Source organism: Shewanella sp. AC34-MNA-CIBAN-0136, from assembly GCF_040309945.1.
GTDB lineage: Bacteria > Pseudomonadota > Gammaproteobacteria > Enterobacterales > Shewanellaceae > Shewanella.
The window spans coordinates 257807-275846 of the sequence record NZ_JBEOPJ010000002.1; the positions used below are offsets into that span (position 1 = coordinate 257807).

17 protein-coding genes and 1 pseudogene are annotated in these 18040 nt (G+C 39.7%); 11 read left to right on the forward strand and 7 right to left on the reverse strand.

Annotated elements, in window-relative coordinates:
• Nucleotides 1-94 precede the first annotated feature (94 nt).
• Together ahpC and AAEY94_RS02805 are read right to left on the reverse strand one after the other, a co-directional pair.
• Nucleotides 95-664 carry an alkyl hydroperoxide reductase subunit C gene (gene ahpC, locus AAEY94_RS02800; RefSeq protein ID WP_101086214.1) on the reverse strand — a complete coding sequence of 190 codons (570 nt, stop codon included), beginning with the start codon at nt 662-664 and terminating at the stop codon, nt 95-97.
• Between the two features lie 243 nt (nt 665-907).
• Nucleotides 908-1651, reverse strand: a complete 744-nt coding sequence (locus AAEY94_RS02805) for a spermidine synthase (protein ID WP_350977066.1) — start codon at nt 1649-1651, stop codon at nt 908-910.
• 150 nt (nt 1652-1801) lie between these two features.
• Between AAEY94_RS02805 and AAEY94_RS02810 the strand changes: the two genes are divergently transcribed.
• Nucleotides 1802-2365 (forward strand): mechanosensitive ion channel domain-containing protein, encoded by a 564-nt coding sequence (locus tag AAEY94_RS02810; RefSeq protein WP_101086216.1) that lies wholly within the window; start codon nt 1802-1804, stop codon nt 2363-2365.
• 378 nt (nt 2366-2743) lie between these two features.
• On the opposite strand, the gene AAEY94_RS02815 is transcribed toward AAEY94_RS02810, so the two are convergent.
• Complete coding sequence (locus AAEY94_RS02815) at nt 2744-3481, reverse strand: dienelactone hydrolase family protein (protein WP_101086217.1); 738 nt, start codon at nt 3479-3481, stop codon at nt 2744-2746.
• Nucleotides 3482-3581: 100 nt separating this feature from the next.
• Nucleotides 3582-4571 (reverse strand): 2-hydroxyacid dehydrogenase, encoded by a 990-nt coding sequence (locus AAEY94_RS02820; RefSeq protein WP_101086218.1) that lies wholly within the window; start codon nt 4569-4571, stop codon nt 3582-3584.
• Nucleotides 4572-5148: 577 nt separating this feature from the next.
• Here AAEY94_RS02820 and AAEY94_RS02825 point away from each other — a divergent pair.
• From AAEY94_RS02825 to AAEY94_RS02845, 5 genes are all read left to right on the forward strand, one after another.
• Complete coding sequence (locus AAEY94_RS02825) at nt 5149-5568, forward strand: hypothetical protein (RefSeq protein WP_101086219.1); 420 nt, start codon at nt 5149-5151, stop codon at nt 5566-5568.
• A gap of 34 nt (nt 5569-5602) precedes the next feature.
• Complete coding sequence (locus tag AAEY94_RS02830; protein ID WP_101086220.1) at nt 5603-5893, forward strand: hypothetical protein; 291 nt, start codon at nt 5603-5605, stop codon at nt 5891-5893.
• Between the two features lie 94 nt (nt 5894-5987).
• The gene (gene rluA / locus AAEY94_RS02835; protein ID WP_182743528.1) at nt 5988-6665 is read left to right on the forward strand and encodes a bifunctional tRNA pseudouridine(32) synthase/23S rRNA pseudouridine(746) synthase RluA; all 678 of its coding nucleotides are present in this window, start codon (nt 5988-5990) and stop codon (nt 6663-6665) included.
• A 100-nt stretch (nt 6666-6765) separates the two neighbouring features.
• Nucleotides 6766-7227, forward strand: a complete 462-nt coding sequence (gene asnC / locus AAEY94_RS02840) for a transcriptional regulator AsnC (protein ID WP_011636002.1) — start codon at nt 6766-6768, stop codon at nt 7225-7227.
• A 292-nt stretch (nt 7228-7519) separates the two neighbouring features.
• A complete protein-coding gene (locus AAEY94_RS02845) occupies nt 7520-11386 on the forward strand; it encodes a S8 family serine peptidase (protein ID WP_310734167.1) in 3867 nt (1288 codons plus the stop codon).
• A 101-nt stretch (nt 11387-11487) separates the two neighbouring features.
• On the opposite strand, the gene AAEY94_RS02850 is transcribed toward AAEY94_RS02845, so the two are convergent.
• Nucleotides 11488-12186 carry a hypothetical protein gene (locus AAEY94_RS02850; protein WP_101086223.1) on the reverse strand — a complete coding sequence of 233 codons (699 nt, stop codon included), beginning with the start codon at nt 12184-12186 and terminating at the stop codon, nt 11488-11490.
• A gap of 490 nt (nt 12187-12676) precedes the next feature.
• On the opposite strand from AAEY94_RS02850, the pseudogene AAEY94_RS02855 reads away from it, so the two are divergent.
• The 4 genes and pseudogenes from AAEY94_RS02855 to AAEY94_RS02870 all read left to right on the forward strand — a co-directional run.
• Nucleotides 12677-12727: pseudogene (locus tag AAEY94_RS02855) on the forward strand (hypothetical protein); the annotation flags it as partial.
• A 352-nt stretch (nt 12728-13079) separates the two neighbouring features.
• Nucleotides 13080-14363, forward strand: a complete 1284-nt coding sequence (locus AAEY94_RS02860) for a tyrosine-type recombinase/integrase (protein ID WP_350977074.1) — start codon at nt 13080-13082, stop codon at nt 14361-14363.
• A 69-nt stretch (nt 14364-14432) separates the two neighbouring features.
• Entirely contained in the window at nt 14433-14765 is a 333-nt protein-coding gene (locus AAEY94_RS02865) for a hypothetical protein (RefSeq protein ID WP_350977076.1), read from the forward strand.
• 17 nt (nt 14766-14782) lie between these two features.
• Nucleotides 14783-14998: a hypothetical protein gene (locus AAEY94_RS02870; RefSeq protein WP_350977078.1), complete on the forward strand. Its 216-nt coding sequence runs from the start codon at nt 14783-14785 to the stop codon at nt 14996-14998.
• Between the two features lie 4 nt (nt 14999-15002).
• Here AAEY94_RS02870 and AAEY94_RS02875 read toward each other — a convergent pair whose 3' ends face one another.
• Nucleotides 15003-15239 carry a helix-turn-helix domain-containing protein gene (locus tag AAEY94_RS02875; RefSeq protein WP_350977081.1) on the reverse strand — a complete coding sequence of 79 codons (237 nt, stop codon included), beginning with the start codon at nt 15237-15239 and terminating at the stop codon, nt 15003-15005.
• Between the two features lie 326 nt (nt 15240-15565).
• Here AAEY94_RS02875 and AAEY94_RS02880 point away from each other — a divergent pair, with 326 nt between their 5' ends.
• On the forward strand, nt 15566-16687 hold the full coding sequence (locus AAEY94_RS02880; protein WP_350977084.1) for a DNA cytosine methyltransferase: 1122 nt from the start codon (nt 15566-15568) through the stop codon (nt 16685-16687).
• A 140-nt stretch (nt 16688-16827) separates the two neighbouring features.
• On the opposite strand, the gene AAEY94_RS02885 is transcribed toward AAEY94_RS02880, so the two are convergent.
• Nucleotides 16828-17913: a type II restriction enzyme NmeDI-related protein gene (locus AAEY94_RS02885; protein WP_350977087.1), complete on the reverse strand. Its 1086-nt coding sequence runs from the start codon at nt 17911-17913 to the stop codon at nt 16828-16830.
• Nucleotides 17914-18040 lie beyond the last annotated feature (127 nt).

Here is an 18040-nt window from a genome sequence, read left to right on the forward strand (position 1 = left end):
GTAATAATCGATAATTTTAAAAGTGCTAGTCAGTGCCGGGGGGAACACCGACTAGCTGGAGATGATATTACTAACCTAAGGGTAAACCTAGTGGTTAGATTTTACCCACTAGGTCAATTGAAGGAGCCAATGTTTCTTCACCTGGCTGCCATTTAGCTGGACATACTTCGCCATCGTGAGTTGCAACATATTGTGCAGCTTGAATTTTACGAACTAGTTCAGAAGCGCTACGGCCAATACCTAGGTCATGAATTTCAGCGACTTTAACTTGGCCTTCAGGGTTGATAACGAAACTACCACGAAGTGCTAAACCATCTTCTTCAATCATTACACCAAAGTTGCGAGTGATAACACCAGTTGGGTCACCAATCATTGGGTAAGTAATTTTGCCGATTGTGTCTGAACTTGAATGCCAAGCTTTGTGGGTAAAGTGAGTGTCAGTTGATACTGAGTAAACTTCAACGCCCATTGCTTGTAACTTTTCATAATGGTCAGCCATGTCGCCCAATTCAGTTGGACATACAAAAGTAAAGTCAGCTGGGTAGAAAAATACTACTGCCCACTTGCCTAATAAATCTTGCTCGGTAACTTCAACGAAAGCACCATTGTGGAATGCAGTTGCTTTGAAAGGTTTGATAGTGCTATTGATGATAGATTGTGTCATGTCATGCTCCATTTAGATTTACATTAAACCCGATACCAATATGGTTTCGGTGATGGCAAACAAACTGTGCTCGTCATCTGATGTAGTCATAATAGCGATCGACACCAATTAAGTATAACGGATAAAAACTATCACCTTAATCGGTTTTTCATGTTGAACTATCTGGTTAGATAAATCCTAGAGCGTAAAAAAACAAATACCGACATAGGTCGGTATTTGCTTAATGATACTTACAGGCGGGAATTATTCCCAAGGACCAAATCTTGTCAGTACGCGACTGACATTAATTTCAAGTTTTTGTGAAAGCGTTTGGAGCTCCTGCTTATTATTAGCAGCAGAAAAACAATTCGCTTTATTAGTGGCAAACACCACCCAATTTCCGCCGCCAGTTAAACATGCAAAGACTTGGTTAAAATGTGCATGAAGTGTGTCACGTAACTGTAAATCACGGCTGTGTTCTTTCCAGCAATTTAACACTAAAAAACCATCGATTTTGAGCAGCTGTTTTGTTTGTTCAATAAATTGAGTAGACAGTTGTTGTTTATCTACGCCTTTGTCACTGTAGATATCGGCAAAAATGACATCTACTTTTTTGTGCTCTGCTTGGGCTAAAAACTCATACGCATCTTGATGTAATACAGTGAGCTTTTTACTCAAGGGTAATTGAAAAAAGCGCTTAGCGACTTCAATAACTTGTTGGCGCAATTCAACGGCGGTAATCTTAATTGCCGCATCAAAATGCCTCAGAGAATGCACTAATGCCCCGCCTCCTAAGCCTAAAATAATGACACTTTTCGGTTGCGAAAATAACAACACAGCCAACATGGCTTGAACATAGGTATGTTGCGGTACATGTGGTTGGCTCTTATCCATTTTACTTTGTTCATCATTATCACCAAATGACAAAACCCGATAATCGCCATCGTCGAGTACACAAAAATCACCAAATCTATCACCGTCGACGTGCAATACTTTATAATCGGACATACTTCACTCAGTGAGGAGTCTTGCTTAATATATGACAGCAAGATTTTTCTACTTTAAAACTCTATTATACCCCAGAATGCTGGCCGAAGTTCGCGTCAAATAGCGTATGTAACACAATGTTTTATTATCATTACGAGATAGGGAATTGACATGTTTAACCATTTATTGATGATCTTTATTTATTTGGCGGTGTTCTTTTTTGCCCAACGTCAGGTTAATAAATGGATCCATTTGCAAGCTGAAAAGAAACAAGTCAGTGAGGTTCGTAGCCGTTTAATTACTCGTTTGATTTCTTATTTGTTGTTTTTTGTGACGATATCCGTCATGGCGGTGTCATTAGGGTTAGGCTATCAAGAGGTGTCGCTATTTGTGTCTTCAGCCTTTGCGGTATTAGGCGTGGCGCTATTTGCTCAATGGTCGATATTGAGCAACATCACTGCTGGTGTATTAATCTTTTTTGCATTTCCGTATCGTATTGGCGATCGAATAAAAATTGTTGATAAAGAAGAAGATATGAGTGGCATTATTGTTGAAATCAGTTTGTTTCACGTATTGATCAAACGAGATATCGGCGATGTAATGACTTACCCTAATAGCTTAATGCTACAAAAAGCGGTGATTAAATTACCCGAACCACGAACATCAAGCGCGCTTTCAACAAGCAACAAAACTAAAGCGAAGATTAATGCAAACCGAGCGCGGTGGTTAAAGTAATCCCCAGGCAGCCACTTGATGGTTTATACCCAAACGACCTCGAAATACAAGATTGTGCATGCCCAGAAGTGACAGAGTTCAAGGGTCTAGGAATAGCGCGCCTACGGGCTGTTTCAGACACGATAGCAAGAGATAACAAGCGATAACAAGCGATAACAAGCGAACGCTGCGCTCAAGGATGGGACTGCTTCGCTGCTAAGATTTTATAGGATCTAGCCGCGAAGCGACCTAGTACCTAGAAATAGTGATCTTAAACAGAGCGTCACCATTCTGTTCAATCACTGCCTTGTTCCGTTATCCTATGGGAGCTCTGAAGCGAGCATGTTGAAGTGGCTTGGGTATATGCGTACTTAAGCTCAACGCAGACATGCTATAAAACTAGTTTAATACTCGATGAAAAAATGCCACCGCTTGTAAATACATTTGCAATGCTAAAGCGGCATCGTAACGCTCGCCTTCATCACGCATAAAGGCATGCTGTGCATTGACTTCAAGCCAAGTAAAGTTTGCATTTACCTGTTCAAGCTTTTGATAAATAAGCTTACGACCTTCTTTAGTGACATGCGGATCTTGCTTACCAAACACCATCACTAACTCGCCTTTTATATCACCAGTACGGGTTAATGAATCATTGCCTTCTTGGCAAGGTAATGTGTTTGAATGAATGTCGGTTGGGTATAAACAAAAAGCACCGCTGATGTCTGGATTAAGTGCGGTGCGGTAAGCTAAGTGACCACCGATACAAACACCCATAGCGCCGACTTTATCACTGCAAAATGACTGTGCCCGTGCAAAGTCAACTAACGCACAAGTGTCACTGTCATGATGTTCCAAAGGCTTGGCCCACTTGTCTGCATTACCTTTATCTTTACCGGCTTCATCATAAGCCAACACGGTTCCGATAGGATTTAGCTCATGAAACACTTCTGGTACTAATACAACAAAACCATGACCGGCTAAGATTGCCGCTGAGCGAGCAATAGGCGCGGTTTGCTGAAATATTTCTGAGTAGAAAATAATGGTCGCAAATTGGCCTTTAGTGTCTGGACGATAAAGCGTGGTACGCATTAAGCCCGTAGCCGTTTTAATGTCGTGAATTTCAGTTGTTGTAATCATAATGTTCCATTTATTTTGCACTACGCCTAAGATTTATCAAGCTGGGCAGAGTGTGATTATAGTCTATGTACTCGTAAATATTCCGGTTAACCCGTACGAATTAAAATAGCTCATTATTACAGGTTTGCCCTGTGGTCAACTGAGTCACATTCGTTAATGTAGTTGAGGCTATCGCATTTAATGCCTCTTCAGTTAAAAAGGCTTGGTGACCGGTAAAAATCACATTATGACAAGCAGACAGACGACGGAAGATATCATCTTGAATAATCTCATTTGATTTATCTTCGAAAAATAATCCTTTTTCATTTTCATATACATCAAGCCCTAACGAGCCAATTTGGCCATCTTTTAATGCTTCCATCGCATCAAAAGCGTCTAATAGTCCGCCGCGGCTGGTGTTAATCACCATCACACCTTGCTTCATTTGGCTAAAACTGACCTTGTTGAGTAAATGATGGTTATCTTTGGTCAACGGACAATGCAAACTAATGATATCGCATTGAGGATACAGGCTTTCTAATGAGACATATTCGACGCCAAGATCAATTACTGCTTGGTTTGGATAAGGATCGTGGGCGATCACTTTACAGCCAAAACCTAATAAAATTTTAATGGTGGCCAAACCAATTTTACCCGTACCAATCACCCCAACGGTTTTGCCAAACATGTTAAATCCGACTAAACCCGACAACGCAAAATTGGCATCACGAGTGCGTTGATAAGCTTTATGAATTTTACGATTTAAGGTCAACATTAAGGCCACTGAATGCTCGGCGACTGACTCTGGTGAATATGCTGGTACGTTAACGACTCTCATCCCTAATCGCTCGGCAGCAATCAGATCGACATTATTAAAGCCAGCACAACGCATGGCGATTATTTTTGTACCGCCTTTTTCCAACTCAACTAACACTTCTTCACATAAAGAGTCGTTGACGAACGCGCACACGACTTCATAGCCTTCTGCTAATTTTACGTTTTGCATGCAAAGTCGGTAATCAAAGAATTCAATATCAACCTTAAAGGTTTCGTTAATACTATTGAAATGGCGAATGTCGTAAGGCTTTGCGCTAAAAAATCCAATTCTCATAAGGCTCCAAATGCGTTAATGGCGCTATCGCGATCGTTTACTACTATTGAATGCAATAGTCACGCTCAAAACAGAGGCTAATTGTATGTGAATTAACAGTTATTGTCGTCAATATCACACGGGATAAAGATGAAATTGTGATCCAGACTCTCCCTTGTTAATAGCAACGACAACAATAATCACTCTGCAGTATAGTTTGCTTGTAACGCCCACAAAAAACATCCTTTTAGCGTTATAAACCTCATCCATTTCTTGCCCATATCAACACGGATTTAGCCAAGTTCTCTGGAGCCACATTCGTGACGCCTTGATACGGCCGGAAACTAAACATAGCGAATGTCGATTTCATTTGTTCATCAACATATTCTCATTTCACTCTACTTCAAATAATCTAGAGTAGAGACGCTCTTAAGAGATACCTAGTAAGCTAGAACACATGATAAAGAACATCTACTTAAGGCATTCATTAATTAAATTGAATAATCATATTGAAAATAAAAAAAACTGCTGTACCCATCACTGTTTTAACGGGGTAAAATTGCTAATGTTACCGCAATGTTAACCTAGCAACGACACTATGAATCAGAAAAAGAATTTGCCAGTATCAAACCGCCGATTTTGGATTGAACGGATAAGCAAAACTGCACTCAGAGCACTGCACATTATTGGTGTAGTGGGCAGTGGTGGTGGCATTATCTTTAATCTTGAGTTATCTCTGTGGTTTAACTATTGGCTTATTGCAATCGTATCCGGTGTATTACTAATGAGTTGGGAGATCATTAGAGATTGGCGCTGGCTAATACAACTCAAAGGAGTGTTAACCTTACTAAAAGTCATCCTACTAGGATTTTTTATTCAAATAAGTCAGTGTCATTCTGAATTAGTCATCTTTATTATTTTATTATCTGTTATTGTATCTCATGGACCCGCTGGATTACGCCATTACTCGATAGTTCATCGAAAAGTGATCCAGAGCAAAAAAGAAATAAAAGGTTAATACACCACAACAGAGATGACTCTAAGGACACGGGATGTTCCCTTACCCAGACCAATATCGCATTGCTATGCCGCCATTGACTACCGCTTTTATGGTGGCTTGGGCGTTGATGAGTCACGCCATTTTCACCGATGCTAGCCCATTTTCACTTTATCCATTATTAGTACTCTTTCCAACTGTCATTGGTGCGCACCTTTTTTTAATTTGGCAAGCAAAAGGTATGAGTCGTCTTGATCAATGCTTTTATGCATTGGTACATATCCCACTTGCGTTTGTAGTGTGGACATTCACCATCATGCACGTCAACGGCAATGCATTCTCTTAAATCGTCGTTTTAGTCTTTCAGCAATACCATTCTATACTTGCACATCATAAGCCCTAGCGGTATCTTTGCCGCGAATTGACTCACGAGAGCAACTATGGCTGATTTCATTTACAACCCACCCACCACTCCTTGGCTAGATATTGTGTATCAAGACAAGGATATTCTGGTCGCAAACAAGCCCTCTGGACTACTATCGGTTCCAGGAAGAGAGGCTATTTATCATGACAGTATTTATTCTCGGGTTTTAGCTAAACATCCAAATGCGCAAATTGTACACCGATTAGACATGGCTACCTCAGGGGTTATTGTCGTCGCACTACGACGCAGTGCTGAACGAGAATTAAAACGTCAATTTCGTGATAGAGAAACAGCCAAAACCTATTTTGCTCGAGTGGCTGGTCATATGAAAACCAGTATCACTAAAGTCGATTTACCGCTAATTTGTGATTGGCCTAATAGACCCAAACAAAAAGTAGACCACACTGTTGGAAAACCTTCGGTGACGTTAGTTGAAGTCGTGAGCTATGGTGCTAAGTCAACATTAGTCAAACTCACTCCTATTACTGGACGCTCGCATCAGCTTCGAGTCCATATGATGGCATTAGGCCACCCTATCCTTGGTGATGGATTTTATGCCGATGCTTTAGCAAAAAGCTTATCACCTAGGTTACTCCTTCATGCCGCGGCATTATCGATAACTCACCCCTACTCTCAACAAGTAATGCATTTTGAGTCTCCCGTCACGTTCATGGCCCCAACGGCGGATCAATAACAAAATTAAACATTGTTAATAACCATGCTAATTTTAGTAGCTATTATGCAATGAAAGTCGTAAATTTATGACCAATTAATGGTTTATTAGGCTTTATACCGTGGATAGCTCATTTCAACGTGATGAATTAGACAATCATATACTTACCGCACTTATGCAAGACGCCAGAACACCTTTTGCGGAACTGGCGAAACGTTTTAATGTCAGTGCTGGGACGATCCATGTTCGCGTTGAAAAAATGAAACAAGCTGGCATTATTACTGGTGCGCAAATTACTGTAAATCCCAAAGCGCTCGGTTATGATGTTTGCTGCTTTATCGGCATCAATTTAAAAAGTGCAGGCGATTATCCGGCTGCTATTGCCAAGCTAAATGAATTAGAAGAAGTAGTAGAAGCGTATTACACCACCGGCAATTACTCGGTATTTGTAAAGGTAATGTGCCAATCTATCGATGGATTGCAGCATGTGCTAATTAACCGTATTCAATCTATTGATGAAATCCAGTCTACTGAAACACTTATCAGCCTACAAAATCCCATCGTAAGATCGGTAAAGCCCTAGGCCATGGAGGGCTAAGTAGCCCTCAAGCCCTGCATCAACTCCAAAATTGTCAACTCCCACTCGTGAATAACACAACTTCAATCACAAACCTGCACATACTTATTAACAATTGATTGCCGTTTTTTTAAGTTACAGTGTTACTTTTGTTAAACCTTTGTGCTACAAATGCTACTGATGTGCCATAGAGTGCAGCAAAAAACTGAAAATATTATAAACACCATCACTTAATATTCATCGTGTTACAGCGATATCCCCCTCAAATTGAGTGGTGTCTAAAAACAAGGAAGAAGTTGTGAAGACAAAATTAGCCCTAGCCATTTCGGCAGCACTAATATCAAGTGCTACTTATGCAAATACTCAATATAGCTCTAACCATGCAGGCATTGAACTGCTTTCTACTGACCATAACAAAAAACCTGCGGTTAAAATTAACGATGTCAAAGCTCCTCAGCGTTATATTATTGAACTAGAATCACCTGCTATTGCAAAATATCAAGGTGGTATTTCAACTTATGCTTCTACCGCGATTAAAGATAAAAATAGCAAATTAGACATTCAATCAGCTCCAGTTAAAAGCTATGTGTCTCATCTGCAGGCCGAGCAAGCTGCATTTACAAAGGCCCTTTCAAAGGTTGCTTCAAATGCTAAAGTTGAACGTCAATTTACAACATTATTTAACGGTGTCACTATTGTTGGCCAAGGGTTAACTGTTGAACAAATAATGGCTATTCCAGGAGTTATCTCTGTATATCCTGAAGCTATGTACGAAACAAACATGGATGCTTCACATGAAATAATCAACAGTGAAGCTATGTGGAATGCAGTAGATGGCATGGAAAACGCTGGTAAAGGTATCCGTGTTGCCATTATTGATGGTGGTATTCGTCCTGAAAACCCAATGTTCTCAGGCGAAGGTTTTGAAGCGCCAACAGGGATGATGCCAACAGATGACTACTGTTCAACGGTGGATAGCTCATTCTGTAACGATAAACTGATTGTTGCACGTTGGTCACAACCTACATTCCAAGTCTGTCCAGATGAATACATGAGCCCATTAGGATTTGGTGGTCATGGTACTCACGTTGCCGGTACTGCTGTTGGCAACAAGGTAGAAACAACATTCCAAGGTGTTGACGTTACATTATCAGGTGTTGCTCCAGCAGCATATTTAATGGCTTATAAAGCACTTTATTCTAAAGCTGACTGTACTGGTGGCAGTGGTTCGAACATCATGTTAATGGAAGCATTAGAACATGCCGTTAATGATGGCGCCGATGTCATTAACAATTCTTGGGGTGGTGGCGCTGGCTCTGATCCTTCAAGTAGCCCTTACAAAACGATGTTTGAAGCTGCCGAAGCTGCAGGTATTGTTGTGGTAAGTGCTGCGGGTAATGATGGTAATGCAGCAAAAACAGTTGGCTGTCCTGGTTGTATCGAGTCTGGTATCACTGTGGCTAACAGCACGACTGGTCGTTACTTCGCTAACAGCTTCAATACTGGTGGTGATGATTTGTTAGCAATTCCAGGTTCAGATACTGAAATTGATATGGACATCACAGGAACTGTTATTTCAGCACTCAATATTGATGCCGAAAACTTTGAAGGTTGTGATGCATTTGCTGCTGATTCATTTAAAGATGGGATCGCATTAATTTCACGTGGTTCTTGTAACTTTAGCGACAAAGTGACCAACGCTGAAGCTGCCGGCGCAACTGCCGTTGTTGTTTATAACAACCGTGTTGGTGCACCAATCACTATGTCAGTGCCGGGTATTACCTTCCCTTCAGTTATGATTGCCCAAGATGACGGCATGGCAATTTTAGATTCAATGGGTGATACAGCGACTCAAGGTACTATTGGCGCTGACATTAAACGTATCATGGCCAGTGGTCTTGCAGATTCTATCAATGAATCTAGCTCTCGTGGTCCAAATGGTAATGAGAACATCCTTAAGCCTGATCTCGCAGCCCCAGGAACAAACATCTTATCGGCTTTCTCACCAGATGACGGTGGAGAAGACTTTAGTATGATTTCTGGTACTAGTATGGCTAGTCCACATGTTGCAGGTGCTGCAGCGCTTTTAAGTCAGCTACATCCTACATGGTCAGCAACTGATATTAAAACTGCACTAACATCTACATCTAAAATAGATGGCATTCTAGATGACGACTCATCGACACCAGCAACGCCTTTTGCTATGGGTGCGGGTCGTATGGATTTAGATGCTGCAGCAAAAGCAGTGTTAACATTTGATAAGCCTTCTATAGCTGCAGACTCATGTGTTGGTATCTGTACCTTTACTCGTACGGTTTACAACAAGAGTGATGAAAAATCATCTTGGACGCTTTCTGCAAGTTCTGGTACTGCTGGTCTAATGATTTCACCATCAACACTTGAACTTGAAGCGGGTGCATCAGCAACCTTCACTGTCACTGTTGATTCAACATTTAGTGAATATGGTGATTGGATATTCGGTAATGTGATGATTAGCAGCACTGAAGGAAAGCAAAATGCTCACCTTCCACTGGCTGTACTCGCTAAAGAGTCAAGTGATTCATCATTAATATCAGCTTTTACAACTGACACTGATATTTCTGTTGCTGATCCTTTCACAATAAAATCTGTTGTGAATAACACTATGTTTGAAAACACGGTAACTCTGACGGCTACGGCTCCTAAAGGCACTAAGCTTACATCAAAAGATGATGTATCTGTGGTCCTGAACGGCGCCTCGCAAAATGGTCTATCAGTTGATGAAAACACTGGCGTAGTCACTTGGGTTGGTTCAATGGATTTACCTGAAATGGTCACGACTAGTGGCACAGGTACATATCCTAATATTACCGCTCTTGGCTTAAGTCAAACACCTGCTTGTTTAGACGGTTGTGATGAAACTACATTTGTATTTACAGTTCCAGCTTATAAGTACAATGGACAAACTTATACAGAAATCACTATTTCGGATAACGGCATAGTCATTCCTGGTAATAGTTCAACTGCAGGCACTTATGCTAATAAAGAACTACCTGATAGCTCAAATCCAAATAATATCCTTGCACCATTCTGGTCAGATTTTGATTTAAGTGATGGTACAGTTGGCGATACTGGTGGTGGAGCAATCTCTCTTGGTGTAGTGAGCACTGGAACAGCTTCATTCTTAGTTGTTGAATGGAATGATGCGCAACTTTGGGGCGATCCTTCAGGTGATCAGTATAGCTTTAGCGTGTGGTTAAAAACTGGCGATACTGAAGAAGTCACATTCAATTATTACGATATTCCTGGTATGCCAGCTAACGTAACGATTGGCGCTGAAAACATCAGTGGTAGTATAGGTACAACTCATTACTTTAACGGTGCAGGCACATCTGTTACTAATGATGACTGGGTTGAAGTAAGATCAACAACTGCAGGTAGTGTTGAACTTGCTTATAAAGCAATGGTTACTGAGTTTAGCTTCGGCCAAACTGACACCCCTTCACTTGATGAAGATACTTCTATGGAAGGTAATGTATTAGATAATGATACTAAGCCAGACCAAAAAGTAGCTCGTACTCAAGTAACGGGTGATGGCATGACGGCTAAGGCTCAACGCTTAATCGATGTGTCTCCTGCTGGAAAATTAGACACTGTTGTTCTTGTTGATAAAGTGACTAATGGCGAACTGACGTTAGCAGCAGATGGTGCATTTACTTATACACCAACAGCTGACTTCACTGGCACGGATACATTCTCTTATACATCAACTGATGAAGAAGGGAATTTGAGCACGCCTACACAAGTCGTTATTACTGTTAATAACGTTAATGATGCTCCAACGGTTGCGCCTTCAGGAATGAATAGCGCTGGTGGATTTGTAGTAACAGCAAAAGCAAACGGTAAAGACATCGATGGTGATGCTTTAACTTATAATTGGGTTCAAACTGGTGGTAAGAGTGTTAGCTTTACTAACGGTGGTCCATCAATTCTGTTTACTGCTCCAGTAGGTGATGACACCTTCACTTTCACAGTAACTGCATCTGACGGTGAGCTGACAAGTGCACCAGGTACAGCAACCATTAATGTTACCGAGGAAGTAGAGCAATCTTCTGGTGGTTCTATGGGTTGGTTAACTGCACTATTACTACCATTAGCTGCATTACGTCGTCGTAAGCACTCATAATAGTAATCATTAATTTGGCATAGCCTAAATGATGTAAAAAAAACCAGCTGTTATCAGCTGGTTTTTTTATTGGGTAAAAATATCAAACTAAATAACCTTAGTTATTCATCTTCATCCGATTCATCAGCATGAGCAGAAGCTTCAAACTGCTCTACATTCGCCAATTGTCCAAACCAGAAGTCTGAACTCACCATCTTAAACTGACGAGATAAACCTTCATTTGATACTAATTCTAGCTTCCACAATATCCCTAAGGCTTCTGGAAATTGTGTCCCGGTAATTTGGTCTTCATATAATCGATGCAATAGTGCATCAGGAGATAACCCAGATGCTAGAAGACGTACCATCGAGGCATGTAATGACGCATCAAAAATAGTTAACTCTGCAGCGTCAGTTGCTGTGACATTAACCATAAACTCAACACCGGTAGGCTCGGCAAAGACACCATTAAATGCTTCTCTCAATAAAGCATAAGCGCTAAAAAAACCTTCATGGAGCAAGCAATCAGAATATTCTTCCCACATTCTGTCACCGATCATGTCATTACTTAACTGATCAATTTTACCTTCAGTTAATTCACTGAATAAATGCGTCAAGATGATTTTAGCTGCTTCATTGGCCTCTAAATCATTTAGAGACATCATGCACATTTCTCTAAGTTCAGTAGCCTCCATTCCTTCTAGGCCATCATCTAAGCCCATAATAGCCATCAACTGAAGGTAGTCTTCATTTGACCAAGCATTCGGGATCTTATTGATTTTACGAAAAGAACCAATTTGAACATTAAATTGTGCTTGCATGGAAACTCCTTCTTATAAGCGTCAAAAAGTGACGAAGATAGGTCAAACTAATACCCAACATGTGCAATCGCAATACTGTATAAGAGCAAAAACAAAAAATGTCATACCGATAGACCACCGAATAAACATAACAATTTGATTTATAATGCTTTATTAAAAATTAAATATATTAACAATTATATTAAACTTTGTTTATATGATATTAATTTAGCTTATAAATGAATCAACTCACATTTTTAAGCCATTTTATCTTAAACAGAAATGGAATGAGATAATGCGAAGAAACCCTATAATGATTCATCATTATAGTTCAAATTGAGTTAAAGACAGAAAAGGAGAAGTCACCCTGACAAGTGAACTTTAAACAGTTAAAAGTGGCGTAAAGAATAGTATTGAGTCAGCATAAAAACTCTCACAGCCAAAATATCCTTGCTAAAGAAACAGTAAAGAACGATAAGCCTATTTCAACCTCAAAGCCGCTAATCATCAAGTCATTTGTACTAATCAAATGTATTCGAGAATGTCTATCAAAGATACTTGAATACGTTCTGTTGGGGGAATGGCAATACAGATACAAACAAAAATCTAACGGCTTGCCGATTCACAGATGAGACTTAGTGCTGTTGATCCAAAGCAGGTTAATTTGTATCTGTTATCATTGAATTTAAAGCATTAAAAAGCCCTGTTCAATTAAGAACAGGGCTTTCAAATGATGGTACCTGAGGTCGGACTCGAACCGACACGCCGCGAAGCAGGGGATTTTGAATAAAGCGTGTCTAAAATATTACTAAAACTGCTATTTTTTGTTATTATTTATCAATCATCTAATTTATATTAGAGAAATCTAATATACCACTTTGCAAATTCTTTGCAAAAAACTTCAGAATCAGACTATGAGCAAACAGGTCGAAAGACACGATATTTCCGACGAATTATATGTCTACCTACAAGACAATAGCAAACGTTGGTATGCCCGCATCAAAGTAGCTGGTAAGTGGCATTCTAAAGCGACTAAGCAGAAAGAAAAAGAGAAAGCCATCGGCATGGCCTATCGGCTTCAAATGGAATACCAATTCATGGCTGACCGTAATATTCTGGTCAGCACAAAACGCTTTCGCGATGTAGCTGAAAAAGCGATTAGCACCATGCAAGATGCTCTCGATAATGAAACTGGGGCGCTTAACTACAGGACCTATATTCAGGTATTACGTAAGTACCATATCCCTTTCTTCGACCGTATTTACATTACCTCAATTGATAGTGAAAAGCTGCGTGAATTTGATAAGTGGCGTATTGAGCAATTCCAGCGTGTCCCTGCCAAATCAACGCTGCTGAATCACAACGCAGCCATGCAGTTGGTATTTAAAGAAGCTGTAGATCATAAATGGATGTTAGCAGCACAAGTCCCTTCCCTATCGACCAAAGGTGCAGGATCGCAACGTCGAGCACATTTCTCTCATGAGGAATATGAAAGAGCTTTCGATGCGGTGTTAGCACTTGAGCAAAATAGTATTAGGGAAAAAACCCGTCAAATTCGTGAGCTGCTACTCGATTACATGGAATTTGCAGTTAACACGGGTATTCGACCCGGCACGGAAATGGAAAGCCTTACATGGGGTGATATCAACATAGACTCGAATGAACACAACATTATCTTCTATATCACGGTGAGAAAAGGCAAAACGGTCAAGCATACCGGTATCCGGGAAGTAGTATGCCGTGATGAAATATTCTCCAGCGTTCAAGCATTACGAGAACGATTTCCTAATAGAAAACCTTCAGATAAACTATTTAGACTAGCGGATGGCTCTTCGAGCAACGAGCTCGGTAAAGCGTTTGAAAAAGCGATATCGGAAATTGGTTTGAAGTCGTCACCACATGGTGTCAGAACGTTGTACTCCCTGCGTCATACTTACATTACATGGCAACTGATGTCTGGTGATGTCAGCATGGAAGTATTAGCTAAACAGTGTGGAACCAGCATTGCCATGATTGAGCAGCATTACAGCCATGTTACCCCGAAGATGTACAGTAAAGAGCTATCGGGTGTTGACCTAGGCAAAACAAAGCCCAAAGTAAAAAACAAAAAAACATCTGGCAGTAAGCAAAATGAAGCGAGACTAACTGAGCTTTTTAAAGAGTGGCAAATCAGCTATAAGCTGCGTGGCTGTATTTAAATTCAACAGGACACTTCTGGTCTTCAGTATCTCAATGATAAGATGTTTAACAACGTTCAGGAGTTAAAAATGGCACTATATAAACGCGAGTTTGGTGAAAGCTTTAATTTAGGGTTTAATTTAGCAGACTACCCTTGGCTAACAGACAAGAGCTGGCACAACGATATGAGTCCTAGCTTTTTCTTTAAAGTAGGTATTCAGCACCTTGTCCTGTGGGTAGACTATGAAACTCCTGATGACCGTGAGCAATCAGAAGAACGTTATCTTGTGATGACAGCTATAAACGAAGGCACCGATAGTGAACCAGAAATTAACACTGATGAAGATAGTGAAGTCGTGTTTACAACAGAAAGCCCCTCTGAACTAACGGCGTATCTAAAGAAACTAGCCTCTGCACACTAAGCTCTAAGGATGACATCATGGACAACAACTCAAGCACATCTCTACCTTTTGAAGATGAATATAAAGGTTATGAAATATATGTTGAACCTAATCCAGACCAACACAACGAAGGTTTTAGCTGGTCTATAAGCAAGAATGATGAGTGTCTAGACTCAGGCCTTGAGTTTGATATTCAAATGGCTATTGATGCTGCCCATAATGCTATCAATGTTTTAGAAAACGAATCACGCTAATCAACTATGATTCCTCATTGACCAATTCGATATGTAATTTACGGACAAACTCCTCAGAAGTAACACCTAATCCACTAATGAGCCCTTCCAATGAGTCAAGTGTGATGTTGCGAGCCGAACGTTCAACACCTGAAATGTAGGTTCGATCTATACCTGATTTCCTAGCCAATTGCTCTTGGCTAACTCCAATTTCATTTCTTAATTTTTTTAGAGTCATAGCAGTTGCATATTTGAGCTTCATTAGCATGTATCCAAGACTAAATACTGAATAAGATATTCACTGATCTACTACTAGAAAACAACGGACTATAAGTCACATAAAGGACATTAAATTCATCATACCGAGGGTAGTTTTATCTATTTTCACACAAGTCATATTGGTGGTTATGTTACAAATGACTCCAAAATTGACTAAAACAAAACGACACTTTTCAGACCGTCAAAGCATGGCCACACTAATCATTTCTATCGAAACATTTGTATAAACGCACAGCCATAAAAGTGTTAGCATATGGGCTGCACAGCTTATGGCACTCCACTAATTTTTAATTTCGGTTGCAATACTTCATGAATAAACCAATTCTATTTTCTTTTTTCTCTGGTTCAGGCTTTCTGGACCTCGGTTTTGAAAACGCCGGATTCGAGGTGGCATTTGTCAATGAGTTCCACCCACCATTTTTAGATGCATACAAATTCACTAGAGCTAATATGAAGCATAAAGCTCCTATTTATGGCTATAGTTTAAATACTATCGAAGACTTTCTAGATGGAGACGAAGGGATTAAATTTAGTTCTAAGGTAGAAAAAGCGAAGTCGAAAGGCCGATTAGTAGGCTTTGTTGGTGGACCACCTTGCCCTGACTTCTCTGTGGGAGGAAAGAATAAAGGAAGTGAAGGCGATAACGGTAAGTTAACACGTACTTATATTGATCTTATTGTAAAAGACGAACCAGACTACTTTATCTTTGAAAACGTAAAAGGGTTATGGCGTACAAAACGTCATAGAGAGTTCTACGACAGTATGAAAGCCAAACTAGAAAAAGCAGGCTATGAACTCACTGACAGGCTAACAAACAGTATTGAGTATGGTGCCCCTCAAGACCGAGATAGAATATTTCTATTCGGCATTAAACATGAACATATTAGTAATAAATTTAATGGAGCTGACTTAAGGACCGTTTTTGATTGGGAGAAACACCTTAAAGTCGACTTAGACTCGGTTATGGGTAAAGGTAAATGGCCTGAAATGCATCCTTTTATAGAAGGAGAAATGACGGATAGCTCTAACTACATAACCCCAAAACAAAAAAAATTAACAATTCAGTATTGGTTTGATAAAAATGATGTATTGAACCATCCAAATGCCTCTCATCACTTTCAGCCTAAATCTGATAAGTTCAAAATAATTAAAGAAGGTGATGACTCCAAAAAGTCATTCAAACGACTTCACAGATGGCGCTATTCTCCAACTGCTGCATATGGAAATAATGAAGTTCACCTTCATCCGTATAAAGCACGAAGGATTAGTGCGGCAGAAGCTTTAGCAATTCAATCTTTGCCCGCTGATTTTTATCTACCAGCCACTATGACCCTTAGCAATATGTTCAAGACAATCGGTAATGGAGTTCCATATCTTGCAGCAAATGGATTAGCTAAAACAGTTTATGACTTTCTAAAACAATGTGATTAAATTGACCACTAAAATAATTCTCAGTACGTAAAAAACCTACCGTAGTTAATCGCTACGGTAGGGGAAATAATTGCTTTAAATCTATTATATAAGCTAAAAAAAAGCCTCTGTGAAGATACGATCCAACATTTACACTCGGCTTAAACTGGGATAATATCCTCTAGAAAAGTATGAAAAAACTTAATATTATCAATTCCTTGCATTTTTCTTTGGGATAAAAGGTATAGGTCTTCAACTGCCGAGTATGAAAGGTATTTAATATGCATCTCACTAAATTGAGGTTGAGCAGCTTTCCTAAATACTTGCTCCCTAATTTCATCTGGCGCGACAATGATATAGGTCATATCTTTTAAGTCAGGGGCTTCTATCATGAAGTTTTTCATTCTAGTTAAGCCAGATGTAACACCTGTACTATGCTCAATTTCTAAAATAGCAGGTATCTTTTTTCCATCTTTAGTAAACCAAATACAATCAATAAGTCTTCCTGCCTCAGGGGCTTTTGAATACCCTTGAAGAGCTGGAGTAGAATCCATATCCTTCATCACTTCATCCATCTCAATCAATCTCTGACCGTTATAGGTGATGCTATGATCATTACTCGCAACCCATGAAATTAATCCCATGGATGCCGCTGCTTTTATCAATAAAACTTGGATTTGCGCATGACGCCTATCTAGTTCGATATCGACTTTTTTATTCGACTTATGATTTAATAATAGAGAGTCAAATCGGACTTCGCGGTCAATTTCAGTAACAACCATGTCATTAATTTTTTTCTCAACGATAATACCTTTTCTTTTAGGATTATCCATATCGAAAATAATATGTTTATGACCGACTTTTACTTCAGTATTAGGTCCAATTTTTTCAAGTCGGCCTGGATAACATAAATAGAAAAACTCTGTATGTAATAATAAAGTTTCGAGTGCCGATCTGGTATTATAGCTAGCACCAAATACACGATCTATATTAACTGGGTGATTTGGTTTCAATGCACTAGCTAACCGCCATAACATTTTTGAAGATATTGTCTGAGGTTTAGCATCATCAAAAGATTCGCTTTTACTAGGGTCACAACGTTTAATTGTGATTGGCCCTTCAGGCATACACACGTCAATAATTTGAATTCGAGTACGCGTTTTTGAATTTGGATACTCATAGATAGTATTTTTATCTAGTGAGTCAATAAAACTAGCTAAATTTGTAGCCGATAATTGCGAATACATATCTACACCTAACCTACATGACCGGAACATTTACTGATAATATTCCGGTTAAATCACTTTGTAAAGGCATTTCATATAGCGAAAATGGATATAAACTACAAAACAACAAAGCTTGACCGGAACTTTT